The organism is Streptomyces vastus, from assembly GCF_039532825.1.
GTDB lineage: Bacteria > Actinomycetota > Actinomycetes > Streptomycetales > Streptomycetaceae > Streptomyces > Streptomyces vastus.
The window spans coordinates 164,068-187,078 of sequence record NZ_BAAASJ010000021.1 but is presented as its reverse complement, the minus strand read 5'-3'; the positions used below and the strand labels follow the sequence as shown (position 1 = coordinate 187,078).

The window sequence follows — 23,011 nt, the reverse complement described above, 5'->3', positions numbered from 1 at the left end:
GAACCAAGACCCCAAGCCGTTCATCTGGACCAAGACAGCCGAAGAGATCCTCAACTCCCTCGCCCGCTTCTGCCGACGGATCTCTGGCGCAGGACACTAGGTCGTCGGCGTCACGCCAGGTCACCTTGCGTGGACCGGAGATCGCTTTCCGTGCCCACGGAACTGCTTTCCGTATGGCCCGGGTTGACGCCCGTACGCAATCGGTAGCGCTGAAGCTTCCCCGTCGCCGTACGCGGCAGCGCGTCCATGAAGACGATCCGGCGCGGGCATTTGTACGGCGCCAGCTCGGACTTGACGAAGGCGCGCAGCGCCTCGGGGTCCCGGCGCGCTCCGGCCCGCAGTACCGCGTACGCCACCACGACCTGGCCGCGTGTCTCGTCGGGCAGTCCGACGACCGCCGTCTCCACCACGTCCGGGTGACGCAGGAGCGCGTCCTCGACTTCCGGACCCGCGATGTTGTACCCGGCGGAAATGATCATGTCGTCCGCGCGTGCGACGTAGCGGAAGTAGCCGTCGGCGTCGCGCACATACGTGTCGCCGGTGATGTTCCAGCCGTCGCGTACGTACTCCGACTGCCGCGGGTCGGCGAGATAGCGGCAGCCGACCGGTCCGCGCACGGCGAGCAGCCCGGGCTCGCCGTCGGGCACGGGCTCGCCGTTCTCGTCCTGCACGCGCGCGTGCCACCCCGGTACGGGAACACCCGTGGTCCCCGGACGGATGTCGTCGTCGGCCGCGGAGATGAAGATGTGCAGCAGCTCGGTGGCGCCTATGCCGTTGATGAGGCGCAGGCCGGTGCGCTCGTGCCAGGACTGCCAGGTGGCGGCGGGCAGGTTCTCGCCCGCCGCCACACAGCGCCTGAGCGAGGAGGTGTCGTACGAGTCCAGTTCCTCCAGCATCGCGCGGTACGCCGTCGGCGCGGTGAACAGCACCGACACCCGGTGCTCGGCGATCGCGGGCAACAACTGCTTGGGGCCCGCCTGTTCGAGCAGCAGGGCGCTGGCGCCCGCGCGCATCGGGAAGACGACCAGGCCGCCGAGCCCGAAGGTGAAGCCGAGCGGGGGACTGCCGGCGAATACGTCGTCGGCGTGCGGTCGCAGGACGTGCTCGGAGAAGGTGTCCGCTATCGCCAGGACGTCGCGGTGGAAGTGCATACAGCCTTTGGGGCGGCCGGTGGTGCCGGACGTGAACGCGATGAGGGCGACGTCGTCGGTGGCGGTGTCCACGGCGGGGTACCGCTCGTCGGGGGTTCCGGGGCTCACCCGGCGGTCTATTCGGTTCAGGAGGTCGTCGGGAGCGTCGCCGCCGTACGTCGTGATCCGCAGCCCGGGGATCTCCGCCTTCGCGAGGTCGTCCACGGACCGGATGTCGCACAACGCGTGCCCGACCCGCGCGATCTCGCACATCGTGGCCAGCTCGTGAGGGCGCTGCTGGGCGAGCACGGTGACGGCGACCGCGCCCGCCTTCAGAACGGCCAGCCAGCACGCGGCCAGCCAGGGCGTGGTGGGCCCGCGCAGGAGGACGCGGTTGCCGGGCACCACGCCGAGATCCCGGGTCAGGACGTGCGCGATCCGGTCGACTCGGGTGCTCAGATCGCCGTACGTCCACAGGTCGCCGGACGGCGTACGGAAGACCGGGCGGCCCGGATCGGCGTGGTCGAGGAGCTCGGCGGCGCAGTTCAGCCGTTCGGGGTAGTGAAGCCCTGGGAGGTCGAAGCGGAGCTCCGGCCACCGGCCGGGGGGTGGGAGATGGTCGCGGGCGAAGGTGTCGACGTGGGCCGAGGTCGTCGGCCGCGCGGTGTCGATGGCGTCCCTGGAGTCCGTGGGTTCCATGGCGGTTCGCCCCCTGTGTCGTGGTGGGCTCGCGCATCGAGCGTATCGTGTTGGTGACGACAGTCAACGGTCCGCGATAGCCTTGAGGTGTGGCGCCCGACAGGGGGAGAAGGGACCGGCAATGACCGCATTCTCGCTCGATCCGGAACAATCCGCCTGGTGCGCGAAGCTACGAGCCGTCGCCGCCGAATGTCTGCGCCCCCTGGCCGAGAAGGGCGAACCGGGCCACGTCAACCGCCCGCTCCTCGCGGAACTGGCCCAACTCGGCCTCCTGAAGCGGCTGTTCACCTCCGGCGCGCTCGACCTGTGCCTGATGCGCGAGTCCCTCGCCTACGCCTGCACGGAAGCGGAGACAGCCCTGGCTCTCCAGGGACTGGGCGCCCACCCTGTCCACGCGTACGGAACCCCCGCCCAGCGCGACCGCTGGCTGCCACGCGTCGCAGAGGGCACGGCGGTGGCCGCCTTCGCCCTGAGCGAGCCGGGCGCGGGCTCGGACGCGGCGGCGCTGACCCTCTGGGCGGAACGGGACACCTCGCCGCAGGCCGAGGCCGACGGCCCGGCCCGCTGGCGCCTCACCGGCGAGAAGTGCTGGATCTCCAACGCGCCCGAAGCCGACTTCTACACCGTCTTCGCCCGCACCACGCCCGACGCCGGCGCCCGCGGGGTGACCGCCTTCCTGGTGCCCGCCGACCGCCCCGGCCTCACCGGCACCCCCCTCGACATGCTCTCCCCGCACCCCATCGGCACCCTCGCCTTCGACGCCGTACCGGTGAACGCGGGCGACATCCTCGGTGAACCCGACCGTGGGTTCCGCGTCGCGATGAACACCCTCAACCTGTTCCGCCCGAGCGTCGGCGCCTTCGCGGTCGGCATGGCGCAGGCCGCACTGGACGCCACCCTCACGCACACCGCGGGACGCGACGCGTTCGGCGGCAAACTGAGCGACCTGCAGACCGTGGCCCACCAGCTCGCCGAGATGGCCCAGCGGACGGAGGCGGCCCGCCTGATGGTCTACGCGGCGGCAGCGGCGTACGACGCAGGCGCCCCCGACGTCCCGAAACGCGCCGCGATGGCGAAGCTGCTCGCCACCGAGACGGCCCAGTACGTGGTCGACTCCGCCGTCCAACTGCACGGCGCCCGCGCCCTGCGCCGCGGCCATCTCCTCGAACACCTCTACCGCGAGGTACGCGCGCCACGGATCTACGAGGGGGCGAGCGAGGTCCAACGGGCGGTCATCGCAAAGGAGTTGTACAAGGAATTGGGCGACAGGGAGCCGTCCGCGGAGGAGGACCCCGCATGACCACCGAGCGCATCAACCCGGCCGAGCTTTCCCCGCCCACCGGCTTCTCCCACGCAGTCACCACCACCGGCTCCCGCGTCGTCTACCTCGCCGGCCAGACCGCCCTGGACACCGAGGGCAAGATCGTCGGCTCCACGCTCCCCGACCAGTTCGAACGCGCCCTGACCAACCTCCTCACCGCGCTTCGCGCCGCCGGAGGCACCCCCACCGACCTCGCCCGCGTCACCGTCTACACCACGGACGTGGCCGACTACCGCACCCACGCCCCCGAACTAGGCCGCATCTGGCGCAAGTTGGCAGGCTCCGAATACCCGGCCATGGCCGTCCTCGGAGTCGTACGCCTCTGGGACACACAGGCTTTGGTGGAACTCGACGGGGTCGCGGTCCTCCCGTAGAGCCGCTCAGGGCTCAGGCGGCGATGCCCAGGTGCTCCACCGGTACTCGGTGAGGGGCGACGACGCGGCCGTCGGGAAGGAGGGCGCCCGTGTCGTCGAAGACGATGGCGCCGTCGCAGAGGAGGTACCAGCCCTGCTCGGGGTGGGCGGCGACGATGTGCGCGGTGTCTTGGCCGGAGCTCTCGGAGCGGTCGGACGACGGGCAGGAAGGCCGGTGAGTACACATGGCGTACCTCCACGTGCGACGGGTTCGGGCGACGTGGTCGCCGCCTCGTAGTCAGACCATGCCCTGGCCGTGAACTCGGCGGAACCGCTGTCCGAGAAGCGTGACAACACGCGGACATGCTTCGGACGTCCCCGGAACGGACGGTACGGACTCGCCACCGAAGGGGTGACGATCACGGCCGCGGCGACCAGTGCCGGGTACCTCTGGGAATCCCACCCAAGGAGGTAAAAAGATGTTCCTACGCAAGATCCTCGGCGTGGCCGCCGGTGCGGCGCTGCTGATGCTCGCCGCCCCGTCCGCCACCGCCCTCGCCGCACCGGCCGATCCCGATCCCGCCGACCCCACCATCGTCGCCGCCGACGTGGTGACCGTCGACGAGACGGGCCGGATCGCGGCGGACGGCACCATCACCCTCTCCGGCACCTACCGCTGCTCTGACAGCTCCGGCCCGGTGTTCGTCAGCTCGTCGCTGACCGCCCAGGGCACCAGCTACGTGCGGTACGGCATCGGCGGCACCCGCGCGGTCTGCGACGGAGCCGAGCACACCTGGACGAACACCGGCCGGACGCAGCCGGGCCGTTTCGCGCCCGGGCCGGCCCACGTCGAGGCCACCGTGATGGAACTCCGCAGCGATGGGGGCCTCCTCCAAAACCTCCTCAACCTCCCCCGGCCGCATCTCCACGCCACCCAGGAACAGGACATCACGCTCATCGAAGCCTGACGCCCGCACAGGACGCCGACGTCCAGGACCCGACGTCCACCGGACGTCGTTCACCGAACATCCGGCCCGGAGGCACCCCGGCCTCCGGGCCAGAGGCAAGGAGCGCGGGATGCTGTCAGTCGTGGTGCCCTGCTTCAACGAGGAGCAGGTGCTCGAGGCGTTCAACGACGAACTCCACGCGCGGCTCGACGAACTCGGGGAGCCGTACGAGGTGGTGTTCGTCGACGACGGGTCCACCGACGGCACACTGTCCCTGCTGCGCGCGTTCGCCTTCCGTGACCCTCGCGTCCGTTACCTGTCCCTGTCACGGAACTTCGGCAAGGAGGCCGGACTGCTCGCGGGCCTGAGCGAGGCCACCGGGGACCACATCGCCATCATGGACGCCGACCTCCAGCACCCGCCCGCCCTGCTCGGCAAGATGCTCGACCTGCGGCGCGAAGGCTTCGACCAGGTCGTCGCCCGCCGCTCCCGCAACCACGACGGCCCCTTGCGAACCCTGCTGAGCCGCGCCTACTACCGGCTCCTCAACCACTGGGCCGACGTCGAACTCGTCGACGGCGCCGGTGACTTCCGCCTGCTCTCGCGCCGCGCCGTGGACGCCCTCGTGGACCTGGGCGAGCGCAACCGCTTCTCCAAGGGCCTGTTCTCCTGGATCGGCTTCAGCACCGTCTTCTTCGACTACCAGGACACCCCACGCGCCGGAGGCAACAGCAAGTGGAGCTACCCCAAGCTCCTCAACTACGCCGTGGACGGCCTGGTCTCCTTCAACAGCCGCCCCTGCGACTGGCCCTCCACCTCGGGCTCCTGCTCACCGGCCTGGCCTTCACCTACGCCGTCTGGACGGTCGGCGCCGTGCTCATCGGCGGCGTCACCGCACCCGGTTACGTCACCCTGCTCGTCGCGATCACCGGCTTCGGCGGTATGCAGATGGTGCTGCTCGGCCTCATCGGCGAGTACATCGGCCGGGTCTACTACGAGTGCAAGCAGCGCCCGCACTACCTGGTGAGCGAGCGCCGGCCCGCGGACGTCACCCGTCCGCCCGCGCTCAGGACCCGCTCCTCGTGAAGGGACAGCTCCTGCGGTTCGCGCTGGTCGGAGCCGTCAACACCGGGACGTACTACGCCCTCTACCGGCTGCTGTGCCTGTGGACGCCGTATCTGGTCGGTCATGTCGTGGCGACCCTGCTGAGCATGATCGGCTCCTTCTTCATGAACGTCCGCTTCACCTACCGCACCGATCCGAGCTGGCAGAAGTTCGTGCTGTTCCCGCTGACGAACGCCGCGAACCTCCTGCTGACCACGGCCGGGGTCTACGCGCTGGTCTCCGGCCTCGGCATGGACGCACGGATCGCCCCGCTGATCGCCGCCGTCGGCGCGATTCCCATCACCTTTCTGATCGCCCGCCGCATCCTGGTGCCGGCATGAAGACCCACCTCGCCGGACCCGGCCTCGCCGCCGCGATCGCCATGGCCGCCTTCGTCAACTCGGGCGCCCTGCGCGGCACATATCCCTTCGGGGACCGCTCGCGTGCGGTCAACGACCTCGGCAACCAGTTCGTGCCCTTCCACGCCCACCTGTGGGACCTGCTGCACGGCACCTCATCCGGCGACCTCTTCTTCAACTGGAACAGCGCCTTCGGAGTGCCGTACTGGGCGGACTTCGTCAGCTACCTCGGCAACCCCTTCTCGCTGCTCGTCGCGGGAAGGCGTCGGCGCCCGCATCCGGCACCCCGACGGCGCGGGACGGGTACGCGTCGAACGTTTCCCCGCGCCACCGCTGGTGACCGTTCACCCACGCGAGGCATCCCAAATCCCACCCGGTTCCTCGGTGTTCGCCCACCAGCAGGCGGCACTGGGCCACAGGGTGTACGAGCTGCCGCGGATCTCCTTCGCCGGGCCGGGCCGTGCGCACGGCCCGGCCCCGCGGCACGCGACAGGCCCGTACCGGCTGACCGCCGCGGGCGCCCCGTACCGGATCACCGCCCGATGCCGCCCCGGCAGCCGTCTGTACGTCGACGGCTCCTGGACCGACGCCCTGCTCGCGGGCCCCGACGGAAGGTCCGTACGCCTGTGGGGTGAGCGCCCCGAGAAGGCGGTGGCCACCAAGTGGCTCGGCACCGTCCCGGCGAACGGCCGCGTCACGCTCACCATCGCCACGGTCTTCCAGCACACCGAACTGTCCCACTCACCCCTGTCTGGACCCCGCCGCACTGCGGCGGGCCATCACGGACCTGCGAGCCCGGGGCGCCACCCACGTCACGGCGGGCGGCCACATCGTACGAGCCACACTCCCGGCCGGTTCCACGGGCACGGCCGTCATCGCCACCGCGCGCATCCCGGGCTGGCGCTGCGCGGTCGACGGCGGCCCGATGCGCATCCCGCAAAGTCGCCTGGGCATGCTGGCGGTCCCACTGCCGGACGACGCCACGGAGCACCAACTCCGTTGCTCCTTCCGGCCACCCGGCCTGCGCGCGGCCTCGGCGGCGAGCGCGGGAGCGGTGGCGCTGCTGCTGTGCCTGACCGCGTTTCTTCGAAGGGCGCGGCGTGAACGTGCCCGCGCCCCGGACGCCAGCCAGGGCGTACCGAGAGTGTGTGACGACGTTCCGCGGATCCCACTTCACCTTGATCCGTTGGAGCCGCGCGTAGTTCTCCCCGAAGTACAGCGCGTGCCAGGGCGCGCCCTTGTTCCAGGCGGGATCGGCGAGGTCGTTGTCCGGGTAGTTGATGAAGGCACCGTCCGCGGGTGCGGGGACGCCGCCGGTGTCGGCGTACCGGTCACGGTCATCAGCCGCGACAGCGGACCGTAACCAATCCCAGGAACCTAAGCGGCGCAGGAGACACGGTCAGTAGGCCTGGCACCACCGGCAGGGTGGTGCCAGAACCCCGATCTCGGCGGGTGCGGCGGGAGGGAGAGGGGCAACAAGGGCTCAGATGTCGCGGAAGATCTCGATCTGCGCCCCCACCGTGTTGAGCCGCTCGGCCAGATCCTCGTACCCGCGGTTGATGACGTACACGTTCCGCAGTACGGACGTGCCCTCGGCCGCCATCATCGCCAGCAGGACGACCACGGCGGGGCGCAGTGCGGGTGGGCACATCATCTCGGCGGCGCGCCAGCGGGTCGGGCCCTCGACCAATACCCGGTGGGGGTCGAGGAGTTGGAGGCGGCCGCCGAGGCGGTTGAGGTCGGTGAGGTAGATCGCGCGGTTGTCGTAGACCCAGTCGTGGATCAGCGTCTTGCCCTGCGCGGAGGCCGCGATGGCCGCGAAGAACGGGACGTTGTCGATGTTCAGGCCCGGGAACGGCATCGGGTGGATCTTGTCGATCGGCGCCTCCAGCTTGGAGGGCCGGACCAGCAGATCGACCAGCCGCGTACGGCCGTTGTCCGCGAAGTACTCCGGCGTACGGTCGTGATCGAGGCCCATCTCCTCCAGGACCGCCAACTCGATCTCCAGGAACTCGATCGGCACTCGACGCACCGTCAGCTCCGACTCGGTGACGACGGCGGCGGCCAGCAGGCTCATCGCCTCGACCGGGTCCTCCGAGGGCGAGTAGTCCACGTCCACGTCGATGTTCGGCACCCCGTGCACGGTCAGCGTCGTAGTACCGACGCCTTCCACCCGTACGCCCAATGCCTCCAGGAAGAAGCACAGGTCCTGGACCATGTAGTTGGACGAGGCGTTGCGGATGACGGTCACGCCCTCGTGGCGCGCGGCGGCGAGCAGCGCGTTCTCGGTCACCGTGTCCCCGCGCTCGGTCAGCACGATCGGCCGGCCGGGGACGACGGACCGGTCCACCCGCGCGTGGTAAAGCCCCTCGGTGGCGGTGATGTCCAGGCCGAACCGACGCAGCGCGATCATGTGCGGCTCGATCGTCCGGGTACCGAGGTCGCAACCGCCCGCGTACGGCAGCTTGAACTGGTCCATACGGTGCAGCAGCGGGCCGAGGAACATGATGATCGAGCGCGTACGGCGGGCCGCCTCCGCGTCGATGGTGCCCAGGTCGAGGTCCGCCGGGGGCACGATCTCCAGGTCCACCCCGTCGTTGATCCACCGGGTGCGTACGCCGATGGAGCCGAGCACCTCGAGAAGGCGGTACACCTCCTCGATCCGGGCCACCCGGCGCAGCACCGTGCGCCCTCTGTTCAGGAGGGTCGCGCACAGCAGCGCCACACACGCGTTCTTGCTGGTCTTCACGTCGATGGAGCCGGAGAGCCGACGGCCGCCGACCACTCGTAGATGCATCGGGCCCGCGTACCCGAGTGAGACGATCTCACTGTCCAGGGCTTCACCGATGCGGGCGATCATCTCAAGACTGATGTTCTGGTTCCCGCGCTCGATGCGGTTCACGGCGCTCTGACTGGTGCTGAGCGCCACGGCCAGTTGCGTCTGTGTCCAGCCCCGGTGCTGACGGGCGTCACGGATGAGCTTACCGATGCGTACGAGGTAATCGTCTGCCATGCGGGAAGGCTATCTCGGATATGAGATGTCACCTTCCCGAGGGGTCCATTGGAGTGACAGGCCCTCAGGCGCGGCCCCGATGACGCCTGGTGAGGATGGCACCGCGGCGGCGCCGGGTCGCGGTGTGTGTCCTGCGCCACCCGAAGGGCCCGGGCAGATCGAACGACGTGGTCCGGCGCCCGGTACTGCTGCGCGTGTGCCGCGGCCCGTGCCGGCCACCCGTGGTGATGGACCAGGAGCGCCGGTTGATGTTCAGCCGCACCCCGGGCAGGATCCGGAGACTCTTGCGGAACGTGAGGGGCATTTCTGCCTCCTTTCATCCCCGGGTGGGTACCCCGGATCGGCAACGCCACGCCGCGGCTGATTTCTCCGGTCGCCTTCTTGAGGGCAGCGCAGCACCCTCCGGGCATGACCGGGCAGCGGTCATGTACTAGAGTTATCTCGACATCGAGATATCTGCCGAGGCGTACCTCAGCCGCCAGACCGGTAAGGGTTGCCTAACTTAGCCTTACCTTAGCTGATCGGCCAACCGACGTGGCGGCAGGATGCGGTGGTACGCGCACATGAATGAAGGAGACTGTCGTGTCGGCGAACAGCTTCGACGCCCGCGCCACACTGAACGTGGGCGACGAGTCGTACGAGATCTTCCGGCTGGACAAGGTGGAAGGCTCGGCTCGCCTTCCGTACAGCCTGAAGGTGCTGCTGGAGAACCTGCTCCGGACCGAGGACGGCGCGAACATCACCGCCGACCACATCCGGGCCCTCGGTGGCTGGGACTCACAGGCCCAGCCCAGCCAGGAGATCCAGTTCACCCCCGCCCGTGTGATCATGCAGGACTTCACCGGCGTGCCCTGTGTCGTGGACCTCGCGACCATGCGTGAGGCCGTCAAGGAGCTCGGCGGCGACGCCGCGAAGATCAACCCCCTCGCCCCGGCCGAGCTGGTCATCGACCACTCCGTCATCGCCGACAAGTTCGGCACCAACGAGGCCTTCGCACAGAACGTCGAGCTGGAGTACGGCCGCAACCGCGAGCGCTACCAGTTCCTGCGCTGGGGCCAGACCGCCTTCGACGAGTTCAAGGTCGTCCCGCCCGGCACCGGCATCGTCCACCAGGTGAACATCGAGCACCTGGCCCGTACGGTCATGGTCCGCAACGGTCAGGCGTACCCCGACACCCTCGTCGGCACCGACTCGCACACCACCATGGTCAACGGCCTCGGTGTGCTGGGCTGGGGCGTCGGCGGCATCGAGGCCGAGGCCGCGATGCTCGGCCAGCCCGTCTCGATGCTCATCCCGCGGGTCGTCGGCTTCAAGCTGACCGGTGAGCTCAAGCCCGGCACCACCGCCACCGACCTCGTGCTGACCATCACCGAGATGCTCCGCAAGCACGGCGTCGTCGGCAAGTTCGTCGAGTTCTACGGCGAGGGTGTGTCCGCGACCTCGCTCGCCAACCGCGCCACCATCGGCAACATGTCGCCGGAGTTCGGCTCCACCGCCGCGATCTTCCCGATCGACGGCGAGACCATCAAGTACCTGAAGCTCACGGGCCGCAGCGAGCAGCAGCTCGCGCTCGTCGAGGCGTACGCCAAGGAGCAGGGCCTCTGGCTCGACCCGGCCGCCGAGCCCGACTTCTCCGAGAAGCTGGAGCTCGACCTGTCGACGGTCGTCCCGTCGATCGCCGGCCCGAAGCGTCCGCAGGACCGTATCGTCCTCGCGAACGCCGCCGAGCAGTTCAAGACCGACGTCCGCAACTACGTGGACAGCGTGGACGAGGCGGGCCAGGAGTCCTTCCCGGCCTCCGACGCCCCGGCCGTCGCCCCCAACGGCGCCCCGTCCAACCCGACCACTGTCACCGCCCCCGACGGCTCGACGTACGAGATCGACCACGGTGCCGTGACGGTCGCGGCCATCACCTCCTGCACCAACACCTCGAACCCGTACGTCATGGTCGCCGCCGCCCTGGTGGCCAAGAAGGCGGTCGAGAAGGGCCTGACGCGCAAGCCCTGGGTCAAGACCACTCTCGCCCCCGGCTCCAAGGTCGTCACCGACTACTTCGACAAGGCGGGTCTCACCCCGTACCTCGACAAGGTCGGCTTCAACCTGGTCGGTTACGGCTGCACCACCTGCATCGGCAACTCCGGCCCGTTGCCGGAGGAGGTCTCCAAGGCGGTCAACGAGCACGACCTGGCGGTGACTTCGGTACTCTCCGGCAACCGCAACTTCGAGGGCCGGATCAACCCCGACGTCAAGATGAACTACCTGGCGTCCCCGCCGCTGGTCGTCGCGTACGCCATCGCGGGCTCCATGAAGGTGAACATCACCAAGGACGCGCTGGGCATCGACCAGGACGGCAAGCCCGTATACCTGGAGGACATCTGGCCGACCGAGGCCGAGGTCAACGACGTCGTGGCGAACGCCATCGGCGAGGACATGTTCAACAAGTCCTACTCCGACGTCTTCGCGGGCGACGCCCAGTGGCAGGCGCTGCCGATCCCGACCGGCAACACCTTCGAGTGGGACCCGCAGTCGACGTACGTCCGCAAGCCCCCGTACTTCGAGGGCATGACGATGGAGACCACGCCGGTCTCCGACATCTCGGGCGCGCGTGTGCTCGCCAAGCTGGGCGACTCGGTCACCACCGACCACATCTCCCCGGCCGGTGCGATCAAGGCCGACACCCCGGCGGGCAAGTACCTCACGGAACACGGCGTCGAGCGCCGTGACTTCAACTCCTACGGTTCCCGCCGCGGAAACCACGAGGTCATGATCCGCGGTACGTTCGCCAACATCCGTCTGCGCAACCAGATCGCGCCGGGCACCGAGGGCGGCTACACCCGCGACTTCACGCAGGACGGCGGGCCGGTCTCCTTCATCTACGACGCCTCGCGCAACTACATCGAGCAGGGCATCCCGCTCGTCGTCCTCGCGGGCAAGGAGTACGGCTCGGGTTCGTCGCGTGACTGGGCGGCCAAGGGCACGGCGCTGCTGGGCGTCAAGGCAGTCATCGCCGAGTCGTACGAGCGCATCCACCGCTCGAACCTCATCGGCATGGGCGTACTCCCGCTCCAGTTCCCGGAGGGCGCCTCGGCCCAGTCCCTGGGTCTGACCGGCGAGGAGACCTTCTCCTTCACCGGCGTGACCGAACTGAACGAGGGCCGCACGCCCCGCACGGTGAAGGTCACCACGGACACGGGCGTCGAGTTCGACGCGGTCGTCCGCATCGACACTCCTGGCGAGGCGGACTACTACCGCAACGGCGGGATCATGCAGTACGTGCTTCGCCAACTTGTCGGTTGATGAGCTGATCGGCTCGGATGTCAGAGGATCTGGTCGCTGACCCGCTGCCAACGGCCGTCGCACCAGAGTCTCGCACAAGCGCCCCGTCAGGCTTCGGCCTGGCGGGGCGCTTGCTGGTTCATGCTCGACACGGCGGGCGAGTTGAAGCGGGCGGGCTCGGGCGCGTACAACAACGACAACGGGGCCTCCGGGAACCGCTCGGAATGGGATCGCACCCCCGAGCTGCCAGGAGGCCCTGCTTTCATGCGCGTACCGGCGGAAGATCACCCGACCAGGAACTCCGTTCGACTTGCAGGTTCCAAGATCGGTTGAGATACGGCTTCTGAACCCGAGTAGTTGCTGCGGCCTTCCGCGCCGGGGATTGCGCTCCCCCTCAGGCCTGGGGCCGGCGCGCCTGCTCAGCGGCTTGAGCGAGGCTCGCCAGCTGTGGATTTTCCTGGTGGGTCACGGTGAGTTTGAATCGGCTGATGCGCCATCCCTTCGGCGTACGGACCGCCTCGGTATCGTAGAAACCCACCACCAGCCAGCGGTCGGGTCCGTCACCGACGAGTTCCACCGGAAGCCAGTGCTCGGCACGCACGTGCGCATGAATCGTCGCACTGTCGCCGTCGATGGTGACGACGTGACCGGTGATCGCATGGTGGGTCGCAGCGAAGGGCGCCAAGGTTGTGCGGAGGAGCTCGACGCAGTCACGCAGCGAAGCAGTTACCGCCGGCATGCCGGTAACTGCTTCGAAATCCACCGTCAGCGGATCGGTGCAAATGCGACTGGGTAGGTGGGTGAACTCCTTCATATCCGCAATATCGGCATATCGGCTCAGCAGCTCGGCGAGATCAATACGGTCGTCCATAACGTCCCTTTGCTTGACGGACTCTGTTGCCTGACCAGACGGGGATCGGGGCTTTACCGTTGAACCGGGCGAAGGCGGCCGGGGCAGACCGGTCCGCTCGGTGATGAAGTGGATCTTCGACCCCCGCCCCACACGGTGAACATCAGCGCCGAGTCGCCGGCTGCGAGCGTTGAGCCGTATGTCCAGCCGGTGTGCACCGCGCTCCGCGCACCATCCCTCGGCCCAGTCTCGCGCGGCCTGCTCGTGCGGCCGGCCAGCGTGGAGCGCGTCGACGCGGAGGTCGCCGATACGGCCCGCGAGCGTGCCGTTGTCGTCAGCCACGGCCACGCCGACGTATCCCACTCGGGTCCCGGCGTCCGTGATCTCGGCGACGGTCCAGTCGCTGATGCTGGCGCGTACGTCCTCGAGCATGTGCTCCGCCGCAGTCGCACCTGGCCCGGCCGCCGTGTACGAGGCGTGTAGCCGCCGCTCGAAGTCCTTCTGCCATTCCGTGTTGTCACCCAGGAGGTTGAATTCTGATCACACTAGCCACGTTGGAGAATGCTCCGAGGAGGATGCGGTGGCGAAGGAGGGTGAAGCCGCGCACTCTCGCGCTGGATCGTCCCGGTCCGCGCAGTCGATCTGCCCGTCGCGGAGCCGTCACGGCACACGACCTCGACGCCCGGATGTTCGCGCAGCCAAGCTTCCAGCGTGTCGGCAGTGCGGTCGGGCAGTACGTCGATCCGCTCATGGGTCTCGGCGTCGATCACCACGGTGGCATAGCGGTGCCGCCGGCGCAGAGCGAAGTCGTCGACGCCGATCACGCGGGGCGTCCGCCCGGTCGGCAACGGGATGCGCAGCAGGACGCGCAGGGCCGTGTGACGAGACAGGCCTGCCGCGAGTATCGCCAGCAGACGTGATCCCGCCCGGCCCGCTAACTCCTTGACCACAGCCTTGACTTGCCTGGTCAGACGGGCCGTGCGTCGCTGGTAACGCTCCAGCACCCCGGGTCCGCCACAACAGGACCTCGTCGGGGTCCGTGGCGGCCAGGAACCTGCCGTCCGGGCTGAATTCGAGATCTTCCAGTCCCTCGTGCTGGAGCTTGGGGAGTTCCCGCCCCGAAGTAATTTCCCAGCTGCGGATTCCTGCTGGACCGCGCAGGACCAGGTGCCGGCTGTCGGGGGTGAACTGGAAGTCTTCCTCGGAGCAGTTGGCGGCGGACGTCTTGGGGGCCCACTTGGTCGGCAGCTTGCGGCGCCGGGGGATGTCCCGGATCTGCAGGGGGCGCCGGGCAGGCACAGCGCCATCAGACGGTCGTCCGCGCTCACCTGAGCATCGGGCAATGGATAGGTGTTCATCCAGCGCTGTTGGTGCAGCCGCCGCATGGCCCAGTCCGAGACATCGTATGGTTCCCCGGGACCGACCTGGGGCAGGACGCTGTCCATGCGGCGCTCCAGCAGCACGCGCCGGGTCTGCATGTCCCGGATTTGGATCGCCGCCTGGGGTCCCCGGGTGTTGTACAGGACGAGGGTGCGGCCGCTCGGACTGATCTCGGCTCCGTCGTCGGCCGGCAGACGCTGCGCCTCGACACGGCCGGCCCGCATATCCCAGATCCTCACCCTGCCGTCGCCGTTCAGCGGGCGTGACGAGTGCACTCGCACCCCACGCAGGAGACGACGTGGCGACGGCGTACATCGGAGTCGGAAGCATCGACAGGGAAGGTCATGATCCGACCCGGTCGGCCCGGGACCGAATGGGTGCGTACGAGTCCGCTCCGCACGACCACAACTCGGGGGACCACGGCCCTACACACCGTGGTCGTCATGCGTGATGCTCCTGTTGGTGCGGTGATGAGCATGATGGATCCGGACTTCTCTCAGCCGGTGAGGACGTCCAGCGCGGCGGCGTGCACGCCGGGCGCGGCGGCGAGGTAGCTCTTGGTGGCCGGCTCCCATGGTTTGCCGTCGATGTCGGTCACGAGACCACCGGCCTCCTGGACCAGGAGCACGCCTGCGGCGTGGGAGCGGACGTTGTCGAACTGCCAGTGCAGGTCCATCCGGCCGGCGGCGACCTGGGCGAGCTGGCCGGTGACCGGTACGGAGACCTGCACGCACAGAGCGGAGTTCAGCATCGCGGTGAGGGCGGCGCCCATCCGCTTGGCGAGGTCGGGGTCGTGGCCCGGCTTGGCCTGGCCGGTCCCGGCCAGTGCGCCGTCCAGCGACGTCTTGGCCGAAACCTGAAGCCGTACACCGTTGAGGAACGCCCCGCCGCCCTCGGTCGCGGTGAACATCTCGTCGAGGACCGGAGAGTAGACCACGGCCAGGACCGGGCGGCCGTCACGGACGAGGCTCACGCCGATGTTCCAGTCGGGCATGCCGTGCACGGCGTTGACGTTGCCGCCGACCGGGTCGATGAGCCACCACTCGCCCGCGGCCATCGGTCCCGATCCGTGTTCGTCATTCAGCCAGCCCGCGCTCGGCAGCACCTCGGTCAAGGCGGGACGCAACGTGTCGACGACGGCCGCGTCATTGGCCTGGAGGTTCGCGAGCAGTTCGGGGAGGCCGGACTGACGGGACTCGGTGGAATAGCGCGTCATCATCCGGGCGCCGGCGTGGCGGACGGCGGCGACGGTCGCGGCAAGCAGTTTCTGGTTCATGGGGACACTCCCGGAGTTGATTGAAGTGGATCTATATCTGGCTAGCATTTACTTCTATGCAATTGGACTTGAATCTGCTGACCGTGCTGGACGCCCTGCTCGAAGAAGGCAGCGTGATGGGCGCGGCCCGGCGGCTGCACCTGTCCTCGCCCGCGGTCAGCCGCACGCTCGGCCGGCTGCGCGCCGTCACCGGGGACGACATCCTGGTGCGCACCGGCCACTCCATGGCCCCCACTCCGTACGCGGTGTCGGTGCGAGAGGACGTGGCCCGGCTGGTCCGGCAGGCGCACGAACTGCTCTCGCCGATCCGTGAGCTGAACTTGGCCGAACTGGAGCGCACCTTCACGATCCAGTGTCACGACGCGGTGGCCGCGTCACTGGTGCCGGTACTGGTCGGCAGGATCCAGCAGCGGGCTTCCGGGGTGCAGTTGCGGGTGCTGGCGGAGAACCGCGTCGACACCGACGACCTGCGACACGGCCGCGTCGACCTGGAACTCGGTGGCGGCAGGCCCACTCAGCCCGAGTTCCGGTCCGAGCCGCTCGGCGACGACCGGCTCGTCGTGGCGATGCGCGCCGACCACCCTTGTGCCGCCGCACTGGACCTGGCCTCCTATGCGGCACAGCCGCACGTGGTGATCTCCCGGCGTGGCCGCCTGACCGCGCCGATCGACGACGCGCTGGCCGCCGAGGGCTTGCGGCGCCGGGTGGTCGCGGCGGTGGCCACGGTGCCCACCGCCCTGCAGATCGCCGCCCGCAGTGACGCGCTGGTCACCTGCACAGCGATCCTCGGCCGCCCGCTGATCGAGGCGTTCGGCCTGGTCGCCCGGCCGCTGCCGATCGAATCCCCGGCGGCGACCATCAACTGCAACTGGCACCAGCGCTATGATTCCGACCCCGCCCACGCCTGGCTCCGCGAGCAGGTCCGGGCGTCGATCGAGGAGATCACCGCCTGCTGACTACTCCGCCAACGGCAGGGCCACGACACCGGGAAAACCAGGCGCCTCGGCTTCGTCGAGCATCGCCGCGGCGACGGTTTCCCGGCTGACCCGCGCACCGAGGTCGAAGGGAGGCGCGGCCTCCAGGCCGACCGTGCGCCGACGAGGGCTTTCCGGCCCGTCAGCAAGCATCCCGGCATGGAAGACGGTGCCCCCGGCCGCGAGAACGGTGTTGTCGGCTTCGACCTTGTCCGCCAGCCGGTCGCCCAGCACCTTGGCGAGCACACCCGCGCCCTCCCCCGCCACTTCGGCCGACTTGCCCGTGCCGTAGGCACCGAGCCAGATGACATGCCGTGGGCCGGCGGCGACCACGGCCCGGGCACCTGCGAGGAGAACCCCGGCCCGTTCCGTGCCGAGCGCGGAAAGGACCACGGAATCCCCGTCCACGACGCTGGCGATACTGGCCGCGTCGTTCACATCACCCGCCACTTTGCGCAGGTGCGGGGAGTGGGGCAGAGCGATCCGCTGGGGATCACGCGCGATGGCGGTCACGGTGTGACCACGTCCCAGCGCCTGTCGGGTGAGGGCGATTCCGGTCCGGCCGGAGGCCGCGAGGATGGTGAGGTTCATGCCGAGAACGCTAGAGACCAAGCAACTTAACATCCAGTGCAAATATCTGACTTGATAAGTTACCCAGACGCAATCAATACCCCAGAGGGCGGGGCGCAGCCGCGCGGGAAACAAACACCGTGCCCGCGAGCACCCCGTCGGGAAACAGGAAAAAACGAACCTCGTGGCAGCCACCACAAGCAGCGAAGCTGCATGAACGCCAAGCTCGGGTTCATCGCCTTCGCGCGACCCAACCGAGCAGCAGCGCAGGTCACGTCTGCACGGCTCCGTCGACAGCGGTGATCATGATGTGGCGGATACGTTCGCGTAGCAACTGATGCGTGCGGTCGCGGTGGTTACGTGGGTGCCACGCCATGCCGATTGTCAGGGGCGGCAGCGCCAGGGGGATCGGGAACGTGCGCAGCCCGAGTGTGTTCAGCATCGGCCGTCCGAGTCCGGCCGGGGCAACGCTGACGACGTCGGTCTCGCGGGCCAGGAACAGCGCGGTCGCGACGCTGGGGACCACGGCCACCACGCGTCGGCTCAGGCCCAGTTCGGCGAGCTGCTCGTCGATCGGGCCGTGAGCTCGGCCGCGTCGCGACACGGCGACGTGGTCGGTGGCGGCGAGCCGCCGCGGTGTGACGGTTTTCGTCCTCGTGAGTGGATGGTCCGGCCGCACAACGCCGATCAGTGTCTCCGTGAGAAGTGTTTCCGAGCGGATCTCCGGATCACCGGGACGCACGATCCCGATCTCCAGATCCACCAGTCCTTCGCGCAGGGCCGGGGTGTCCTCGAGGTTCTCCGGACGCAACCGCAGTGAGATACCGGGCGCCTGGACCCGTAGATCGTCGAGGAGGGACGGGATGAAGGTCGTGGACAGCATGTCGTCGACTTGCAGGTCGAAGGTGCGCACAGCGGCTCGGGGATCAGCGGTGTTCGACGGTGCGAAAAGTGCTCGCGCCCGGGTGGCGACCGCGTGCACCTCACCACGCAGTTCCAGGGCCCGGGGTGTGGGCACGAGGTCGCGTCCGGCACGCACGAGGAGCGGGTCGTCGAAGGCGCGGCGCAATCGGGCCAGGGCGCGGCTCATCGCCGGTGGCGAGGTGTGCAGGCGCGCCGCGGCCTTCGTCACGCTGTTCTCGGCGAGCAGTGCGTCCAACGCCTCGATGAGGTTCAGATCGACGTAGTCCATCCTCGGATTATCACTTACGAAAGGACTACTTACGAAGGTTGCACTGGTGTGAATCGGCTGCGTTTCCTAACGTCGAACTCACTCGACGACATGAAGGAGGTCGCAGTGGACATCCGCATCTGCCCACCTCGCGACAGCAGGCACCGTGACGCTGGTGGTCGCGGTGCCGGCGCGACCAAGGACGGGCTGTGATGCGCGCGGTCGTGATCGGTGCCGGGATCGTGGGCCTGACAACCGGGCTCGCGCTGCGCCATGCAGGGATCGAGGTGGTGATCTGTGAGCGCGCGCCGAAGATCCGCGCCGACGGGGCCTCGCTGGGGCTCTGGGCGAATGCGCTGGCGGTCTTCGACGACCTCGCCGTCGGCGAGCAGGTGCGCTGCATCGGCGCACCCACCGAGATGTACTTCCACGATCCCGCCGGGCGGCTGCTCGACACCCCGGGGTTCGGTCCCGAGGACCATCAGTACCTGCTGGTGCACCGGGCCAAGCTGAACGACCTGCTCGCCGACGCCGTAGGGCGGGACAACATCCGCCTGTCCACCGGGCTCACCGCGTACGAGGAACACGCGGACCACGTCACGGTCCACCTGGCCGACGGCAGCAGCGAGGACGCCGACGTGCTCGTCGGGGCGGACGGGACGTACTCGGCGGTACGCGCGCAGTTGGTGCCGGGCACTCCGGCGCGGGAACACCCCGGCCACCACGCCTGGCGCGCGGTCATCCCCGCCACCGGGATCACGGTGCCCGAGGACCGGCTGATCCTGGGCACCCACGGCTGCCGGGGCGGCTACGTACGTACCTACGACGGCGGCGTCTACTGGCTGTTGAACCAATTCGACTCGCCGCCACTGACGGGCAGTCCGAAGCAGCAGGCCATGGAACGGATCGTCCATCTGGAGGAGGGAGGGCGGAACGGGGTTCTGGCTGAGTTGATCGCTGCGACGCCCGAGGATCTCGTCCTGCACAACCAGGTCATGCTCGTGCCGCCGCTCTCCCACTGGGTTTCCGCGCGGGTCGTCCTGGCCGGGGACGCGGCCCACGCGATGTCTCCGCACATCACCGCAGGCGCGACGCTGGGCATCGAGGACGCTGCCCTGCTCGGCCGCCTGCTCACCCCCACCGGCGACGTGCCCGTCGCGCTGGCCGCCTACGAGGCCGGCCAGATCCCGCGGTACGCCCACATCGCGCGACTTTCCGCGGCGGTGGAACACGCGCCCACACCGCAGAAGTTCGCGCAGAACTACGTCGCGTTCAGCCACTGGATGATCACCCAGCGACCGCAGTGGCCCGGGAAGAACCGGGTGAACGCATGACGTTCGTCGTCGAAGTGGACGTGCGGGTGCCGATGCGTGACGGCATTGCGCTCGCGACCAACGTGTGGCGGCTCGAAGGGCCTGGACCGTTTCCCGTGCTGTTGGTCCGCACCCCCTACGGCAAGGACGACGCCGGAACGTACGGCAACCCGAAGCTGCCGGACGTGTTCGCCTTCGTGGAGGCCGGCTACGCGGTGGTGGCCCAGGACGTCCGCGGGACCTCTCGTTCACCCGGACCGTTCGTGCCCCACGCCAACGAGGGCCGTGACGGTACCGACACCCTCGCGTGGCTGGCCGGACAGCCGTGGTGCGATGGCGCGGTCGGCATGTGGGGCGGGTCCTACATGGGATTCGCGCAGTGGCAGGCGGCCGTGCACGGTGGACCGGCACTGCGCGCGATCGCGCCCGTGATGACCTCCGCCGACCCGTACGCGGCACCGTGGTACTCCCCGGGCGGAGCGCTCTCGCAGGACGCCGTCCTGACCTGGGGCACGCTCTCGGCCCTGCGCAACCTGCGCCGCAGCCCCGCCGGCGGACACGGCGACCCGGGCGACGCCCACGCACTTCTGTCCGGCCTGTCCGAACCACGGCTGCTGCACGACCCGCTGCCGGTCGCCGACCGCGGCGCGGTCACCCGCCACCTGCCCTGGGTCGGCCAGGTGCTCGACCACCCGGAGCGGGACACGTTCTGGCAGGAGGTCGCCTCGATCGACCACTGCGGTGACATCACCGTCCCCGCGCTCCACATAGGAGGCTGGTACGACGTGTTCATCGGCGAAACCGTGCGGTCCTACACGATGATGCGCCGCCACGGTGGCAGCGCCGCTGCCCGCGACGGTCAACGGCTGCTCATCGGCCCCTGGTGCCACGCCGACGGCGCCGACCTCGGCACCTTCCCCGACCGGTCGTTCGGACTCCACAGCGGTATCAAGTCCGCCGAGGTCACCGGCGCGCACCTGCGGTTCTTCGACCGCTGGGTCCGCGGCCTCACGGACGCCCCCGACGACGCCCACCAGGTCCGGATCTTCGTCATGGGCGTCGACCGGTGGCGTGACGAGGTGGACTGGCCGCTGCCCGACACCCGTTACACCGACTTCTTCCTCGCCGGGGGCGGCCGCGCCAACACCGCCGGTGGCGACGGCGTCCTGACGCCCGACGCCGTGTCGGTGGAGGCGGCGGACACGTTCCTCTACGACCCACGCCGCCCGGTCCCGAGCCTGGGTGGCACGGTGCTCGCTGCCGCCTCCGGCGCCTTCCCCGGACCGGCCGACCAGGCGGCCGTCGAAACGCGCGAGGACGTGCTGTGCTTCACCACTCCCGTCCTCGAGCATCCCGTCGAGGTCACCGGCCACGTCACCCTGGTCCTGTACGTCTCCTCCTCGGCACCGGACACCGACTTCACCGGCAAGCTCGTCGACGTGCACCCCGACGGCAGGGCGATCCTGCTGTGCGAGGCATCCAGCGCGCCCGCTACCGCACGTCACTCACCGATCCTGAGCCCTTGCAGCCGGGAACGGTCTACGAGTTGACCATCGACCTGAGCGTCACCGCGAACGTGTTCCTGCCCGGGCACCGCATCCGACTCGAAGTCTCCAGCAGCAACTTCCCCCGCTACGACCGCAACACCAACACGGGCAAGACGATCGCGGCCGACACCGAGGACGACCTGGCCGTCGCGGTCAACCGGGTCCACCACGGACCGGCCCACCCGAGCCGCCTGGTCCTACCGCTGGTCGAACGGCCGCAGACCGAACACCCCACGGCAACGGAGGAGCCGACATGAGCGCACTTCAGGACCTGGTGGACCGGGCAGCCGTCGCCGATGTCGTCGCCGGTCTCGCCCACGCCCAGGACGACCGGGACTGGACCGCTCTGCGGCGGCTGTTCGCCGACGCGGTGCATCTGGACCTGTCGGCCCATTACCACGGCAGCCCGCCGACGACTGTGCCGGCCGCCGAGCTGGTCGAGCTCGCCCGTACGACCCTGGAGGGCTTCGACTCCACCCACCACGCGGCCACCGGCCTCGTCATACAGCTATCGGGTGACGAGGCCGAGTGCCGCGCGCACATGGTCGCCTACCACCACGTCCCCGCGGACCCCGGTGTCACCGACCACTGCACGATGCGTGGCCTCTGGCGGCTCAGGCTCCGCAGATCCGGCGAACGCTGGCTGATACACCACTGGGCCGTGGTGCGCACCGCCCCGTGGGAGGGCTCCGTCGGCGTCTACGAGCTCGCCGCCGCCCGCACCAGACCTCCGTCCTGACGGCAGCCGCGAAGGACGCAACGGAGAGGAACCCATGTTCTACGAGATACGCACGGAACGCGCCCGCGCCGGCCGCGGCACGGAAATGGCCCGCTACATGGACGAGACCGTCATCCCGTTGCACCAGGAAATGGGGATGCACGTGGTGGGAGCGTTCACGGTGGCCGATGACAAGGACGCCTTCGTCTGGATCCGGCGCTTCGAGGACGCCGCCGACCGGGAACGCGTCCTGGCCGCCGTCCATGGGCATCCCCGGTGGGCAACCGTCGTCGACACCCTTTCCGCGCTGTCGGGCGGGACGGCTTCCACGGTCCGGCTGGAACCTGCCCCACGGTCCGGGCTCCGCTGACCCCGCCCGCGCACCTGCCCGTGCCGCGGCGCCGGCAACCACATCCCTCCCGGCTGCCGCGGACCGGGGCTGCGGTACACGACCTGGATCGATCGACGACGCGAAGGGAGGCTTCGAATGGTTCGACACGAACTGCCGGCGACACGGGACACCGTGGTGAACGTCTTCGGCCGGGACACCCCACCGGCTCTCACCGTGGACGCCGGCGACTCGGTGGTGGTCGGCTCGCTGGACGCCGCAGGGTACCTGGAGCCGATGCGAACACCCGGTGACCCGAGGCCGAGGATGTTCGAGGACCGGACCGGCCACTGTCTCACCGGGCCGATCGCGGTTCGGGGCGCGGAGCCGGGCATGGTCCTCGAGGTGCGCTTCGGGTCCGTCAGGGCCGGCACCTGGGGGTGGACGCTCGCCGGGGTGAAGGACAACCCGCTGACGCGCCGACTCGGCGTCGCCGACGGGCCCGCGTCATGGCTGTTGTGGGACATCGGCGACGGGACGGCCACCAACGACCGCGGCCGGACCGTGGACATCGCGCCTTTCCTGGGTGTGGTCGGTGTCCCTCCCGTGGAGCCGGGCCCGCATTCCACCATCCGGCCGCGAGCGGGGAGCGGGGAGCGGGGGAAACATCGACTGCCGTGAA

21 protein-coding genes and 2 pseudogenes are annotated in these 23,011 nt (G+C 69.3%); 13 read left to right on the top strand and 10 right to left on the bottom strand.

Features of this window, described 5'->3' with window-relative positions:
* Positions 1-110: 110 nt before the first annotated feature.
* On the bottom strand, positions 111-1,829 hold the full coding sequence (locus ABD357_RS09805; protein ID WP_425584786.1) for an AMP-binding protein: 1,719 nt from the start codon (positions 1,827-1,829) through the stop codon (positions 111-113).
* A gap of 121 nt (positions 1,830-1,950) precedes the next feature.
* Here ABD357_RS09805 and ABD357_RS09800 point away from each other — a divergent pair, with 121 nt between their 5' ends.
* Together ABD357_RS09800 and ABD357_RS09795 are read left to right on the top strand one after the other, a co-directional pair.
* The gene (locus ABD357_RS09800) at positions 1,951-3,129 is read left to right on the top strand and encodes an acyl-CoA dehydrogenase family protein (RefSeq protein WP_344389033.1); all 1,179 of its coding nucleotides are present in this window, start codon (positions 1,951-1,953) and stop codon (positions 3,127-3,129) included.
* Entirely contained in the window at positions 3,126-3,524 is a 399-nt protein-coding gene (locus ABD357_RS09795) for a RidA family protein (protein WP_344389031.1), read from the top strand. The genes ABD357_RS09800 and ABD357_RS09795 overlap by 4 nt, the downstream gene beginning before the upstream one ends.
* A 13-nt stretch (positions 3,525-3,537) precedes the next feature.
* Here ABD357_RS09795 and ABD357_RS09790 read toward each other — a convergent pair whose 3' ends face one another.
* Complete coding sequence (locus ABD357_RS09790) at positions 3,538-3,750, bottom strand: DUF5999 family protein (protein WP_344389030.1); 213 nt, start codon at positions 3,748-3,750, stop codon at positions 3,538-3,540.
* A gap of 232 nt (positions 3,751-3,982) precedes the next feature.
* On the opposite strand from ABD357_RS09790, the gene ABD357_RS09785 reads away from it, so the two are divergent.
* From ABD357_RS09785 to ABD357_RS09770, 4 genes are all read left to right on the top strand, one after another.
* On the top strand, positions 3,983-4,471 hold the full coding sequence (locus tag ABD357_RS09785) for a DUF6299 family protein (protein WP_344389029.1): 489 nt from the start codon (positions 3,983-3,985) through the stop codon (positions 4,469-4,471).
* Positions 4,472-4,580: 109 nt separating this feature from the next.
* Entirely contained in the window at positions 4,581-5,477 is an 897-nt protein-coding gene (locus ABD357_RS09780) for a glycosyltransferase family 2 protein (RefSeq protein WP_344389027.1), read from the top strand.
* A 55-nt stretch (positions 5,478-5,532) separates the two neighbouring features.
* Entirely contained in the window at positions 5,533-5,895 is a 363-nt protein-coding gene (locus tag ABD357_RS09775) for a GtrA family protein (protein ID WP_344389025.1), read from the top strand.
* Positions 5,892-6,548 carry a YfhO family protein gene (locus ABD357_RS09770; RefSeq protein WP_344389024.1) on the top strand — a complete coding sequence of 219 codons (657 nt, stop codon included), beginning with the start codon at positions 5,892-5,894 and terminating at the stop codon, positions 6,546-6,548. Before ABD357_RS09775 ends, ABD357_RS09770 begins: the two co-directional genes overlap by 4 nt.
* A gap of 65 nt (positions 6,549-6,613) precedes the next feature.
* Here ABD357_RS09770 and ABD357_RS44610 read toward each other — a convergent pair whose 3' ends face one another.
* From ABD357_RS44610 to ABD357_RS09755, 3 genes are all read right to left on the bottom strand, one after another.
* On the bottom strand, positions 6,614-7,195 hold the full coding sequence (locus ABD357_RS44610) for a BBE domain-containing protein (RefSeq protein ID WP_425584788.1): 582 nt from the start codon (positions 7,193-7,195) through the stop codon (positions 6,614-6,616).
* A 201-nt stretch (positions 7,196-7,396) separates the two neighbouring features.
* Positions 7,397-8,926, bottom strand: a complete 1,530-nt coding sequence (locus ABD357_RS09760; protein ID WP_344389022.1) for a UDP-N-acetylglucosamine 1-carboxyvinyltransferase — start codon at positions 8,924-8,926, stop codon at positions 7,397-7,399.
* Positions 8,927-8,990: 64 nt separating this feature from the next.
* Positions 8,991-9,230, bottom strand: a complete 240-nt coding sequence (locus ABD357_RS09755; RefSeq protein WP_344389021.1) for a DUF4236 domain-containing protein — start codon at positions 9,228-9,230, stop codon at positions 8,991-8,993.
* Positions 9,231-9,508: 278 nt separating this feature from the next.
* Between ABD357_RS09755 and acnA the strand changes: the two genes are divergently transcribed.
* On the top strand, positions 9,509-12,223 hold the full coding sequence (gene acnA / locus ABD357_RS09750; RefSeq protein WP_344389019.1) for an aconitate hydratase AcnA: 2,715 nt from the start codon (positions 9,509-9,511) through the stop codon (positions 12,221-12,223).
* 373 nt (positions 12,224-12,596) lie between these two features.
* Here the strand turns inward: acnA and ABD357_RS09745 are convergent, their stop codons facing one another.
* The 3 genes and pseudogenes from ABD357_RS09745 to ABD357_RS09735 all read right to left on the bottom strand — a co-directional run bounded on the left by ABD357_RS09745 (position 12,597) and on the right by ABD357_RS09735 (position 15,708).
* Positions 12,597-13,484, bottom strand: coding sequence for a nuclear transport factor 2 family protein (locus tag ABD357_RS09745; RefSeq protein ID WP_344389017.1), 888 nt, complete (start codon positions 13,482-13,484; stop codon positions 12,597-12,599).
* Positions 13,485-13,699: 215 nt separating this feature from the next.
* Positions 13,700-14,062 (bottom strand): annotated as a pseudogene (locus ABD357_RS09740) (transposase); the annotation flags it as partial.
* Positions 14,063-14,928: 866 nt separating this feature from the next.
* A complete protein-coding gene (locus ABD357_RS09735) occupies positions 14,929-15,708 on the bottom strand; it encodes an inositol monophosphatase family protein (protein WP_344389015.1) in 780 nt (259 codons plus the stop codon).
* Positions 15,709-15,764: 56 nt separating this feature from the next.
* Between ABD357_RS09735 and ABD357_RS09730 the strand changes: the two genes are divergently transcribed.
* Positions 15,765-16,664 (top strand): LysR family transcriptional regulator, encoded by a 900-nt coding sequence (locus ABD357_RS09730; protein ID WP_344389013.1) that lies wholly within the window; start codon positions 15,765-15,767, stop codon positions 16,662-16,664.
* Here the strand turns inward: ABD357_RS09730 and ABD357_RS09725 are convergent, their stop codons facing one another.
* The gene (locus ABD357_RS09725) at positions 16,665-17,273 is read right to left on the bottom strand and encodes an NAD(P)-dependent oxidoreductase (protein WP_344389011.1); all 609 of its coding nucleotides are present in this window, start codon (positions 17,271-17,273) and stop codon (positions 16,665-16,667) included.
* A gap of 250 nt (positions 17,274-17,523) precedes the next feature.
* Entirely contained in the window at positions 17,524-18,444 is a 921-nt protein-coding gene (locus ABD357_RS09720; protein ID WP_344389009.1) for a LysR family transcriptional regulator, read from the bottom strand.
* Positions 18,445-18,635: 191 nt separating this feature from the next.
* Here ABD357_RS09720 and ABD357_RS09715 point away from each other — a divergent pair, with 191 nt between their 5' ends.
* The 5 genes and pseudogenes from ABD357_RS09715 to ABD357_RS09690 all read left to right on the top strand — a co-directional run bounded on the left by ABD357_RS09715 (position 18,636) and on the right by ABD357_RS09690 (position 23,010).
* Positions 18,636-19,757 (top strand): FAD-dependent oxidoreductase, encoded by a 1,122-nt coding sequence (locus tag ABD357_RS09715; protein ID WP_344389007.1) that lies wholly within the window; start codon positions 18,636-18,638, stop codon positions 19,755-19,757.
* Positions 19,754-21,540 (top strand): annotated as a pseudogene (locus tag ABD357_RS09710) (CocE/NonD family hydrolase). The gene ABD357_RS09715 and the pseudogene ABD357_RS09710 overlap by 4 nt, the downstream one beginning before the upstream one ends.
* Complete coding sequence (locus ABD357_RS09700; RefSeq protein ID WP_344389002.1) at positions 21,537-22,022, top strand: nuclear transport factor 2 family protein; 486 nt, start codon at positions 21,537-21,539, stop codon at positions 22,020-22,022. Before ABD357_RS09710 ends, ABD357_RS09700 begins: the two are co-directional and overlap by 4 nt.
* A 34-nt stretch (positions 22,023-22,056) precedes the next feature.
* Positions 22,057-22,371 carry an NIPSNAP family protein gene (locus ABD357_RS09695; protein ID WP_344389000.1) on the top strand — a complete coding sequence of 105 codons (315 nt, stop codon included), beginning with the start codon at positions 22,057-22,059 and terminating at the stop codon, positions 22,369-22,371.
* A gap of 117 nt (positions 22,372-22,488) precedes the next feature.
* Positions 22,489-23,010, top strand: coding sequence for an acetamidase/formamidase family protein (locus ABD357_RS09690; protein ID WP_344388998.1), 522 nt, complete (start codon positions 22,489-22,491; stop codon positions 23,008-23,010).
* The last annotated feature ends 1 nt before the right edge of the window (position 23,011 follow it).

Excerpts from the sequence above, each read along its gene's own strand:
- ABD357_RS09695 (WP_344389000.1), top strand. The coding sequence starts at position 22,057 with ATGTTCTACGAGATACGCACGGAACGCGCCCGCGCCGGCCGCGGCACG.
- ABD357_RS09735 (WP_344389015.1), bottom strand. The coding sequence starts at position 15,708 with ATGAACCAGAAACTGCTTGCCGCGACCGTCGCCGCCGTCCGCCACGCC.
- ABD357_RS09800 (WP_344389033.1), top strand. The coding sequence starts at position 1,951 with ATGACCGCATTCTCGCTCGATCCGGAACAATCCGCCTGGTGCGCGAAG.
- ABD357_RS09770 (WP_344389024.1), top strand. The coding sequence starts at position 5,892 with ATGAAGACCCACCTCGCCGGACCCGGCCTCGCCGCCGCGATCGCCATG.
- ABD357_RS09760 (WP_344389022.1), bottom strand. The coding sequence starts at position 8,926 with ATGGCAGACGATTACCTCGTACGCATCGGTAAGCTCATCCGTGACGCC.
- ABD357_RS09720 (WP_344389009.1), bottom strand. The coding sequence starts at position 18,444 with ATGGACTACGTCGATCTGAACCTCATCGAGGCGTTGGACGCACTGCTC.
- ABD357_RS09780 (WP_344389027.1), top strand. The coding sequence starts at position 4,581 with ATGCTGTCAGTCGTGGTGCCCTGCTTCAACGAGGAGCAGGTGCTCGAG.
- ABD357_RS09715 (WP_344389007.1), top strand. The coding sequence starts at position 18,636 with ATGCGCGCGGTCGTGATCGGTGCCGGGATCGTGGGCCTGACAACCGGG.
- ABD357_RS09785 (WP_344389029.1), top strand. The coding sequence starts at position 3,983 with ATGTTCCTACGCAAGATCCTCGGCGTGGCCGCCGGTGCGGCGCTGCTG.
- ABD357_RS09725 (WP_344389011.1), bottom strand. The coding sequence starts at position 17,273 with ATGAACCTCACCATCCTCGCGGCCTCCGGCCGGACCGGAATCGCCCTC.
- ABD357_RS09790 (WP_344389030.1), bottom strand. The coding sequence starts at position 3,750 with ATGTGTACTCACCGGCCTTCCTGCCCGTCGTCCGACCGCTCCGAGAGC.
- ABD357_RS09805 (WP_425584786.1), bottom strand. The coding sequence starts at position 1,829 with ATGGAACCCACGGACTCCAGGGACGCCATCGACACCGCGCGGCCGACG.
- ABD357_RS09730 (WP_344389013.1), top strand. The coding sequence starts at position 15,765 with ATGCAATTGGACTTGAATCTGCTGACCGTGCTGGACGCCCTGCTCGAA.
- ABD357_RS09700 (WP_344389002.1), top strand. The coding sequence starts at position 21,537 with ATGAGCGCACTTCAGGACCTGGTGGACCGGGCAGCCGTCGCCGATGTC.
- ABD357_RS09755 (WP_344389021.1), bottom strand. The coding sequence starts at position 9,230 with ATGCCCCTCACGTTCCGCAAGAGTCTCCGGATCCTGCCCGGGGTGCGG.
- ABD357_RS09690 (WP_344388998.1), top strand. The coding sequence starts at position 22,489 with ATGGTTCGACACGAACTGCCGGCGACACGGGACACCGTGGTGAACGTC.
- ABD357_RS09795 (WP_344389031.1), top strand. The coding sequence starts at position 3,126 with ATGACCACCGAGCGCATCAACCCGGCCGAGCTTTCCCCGCCCACCGGC.
- ABD357_RS09745 (WP_344389017.1), bottom strand. The coding sequence starts at position 13,484 with ATGCTCGAGGACGTACGCGCCAGCATCAGCGACTGGACCGTCGCCGAG.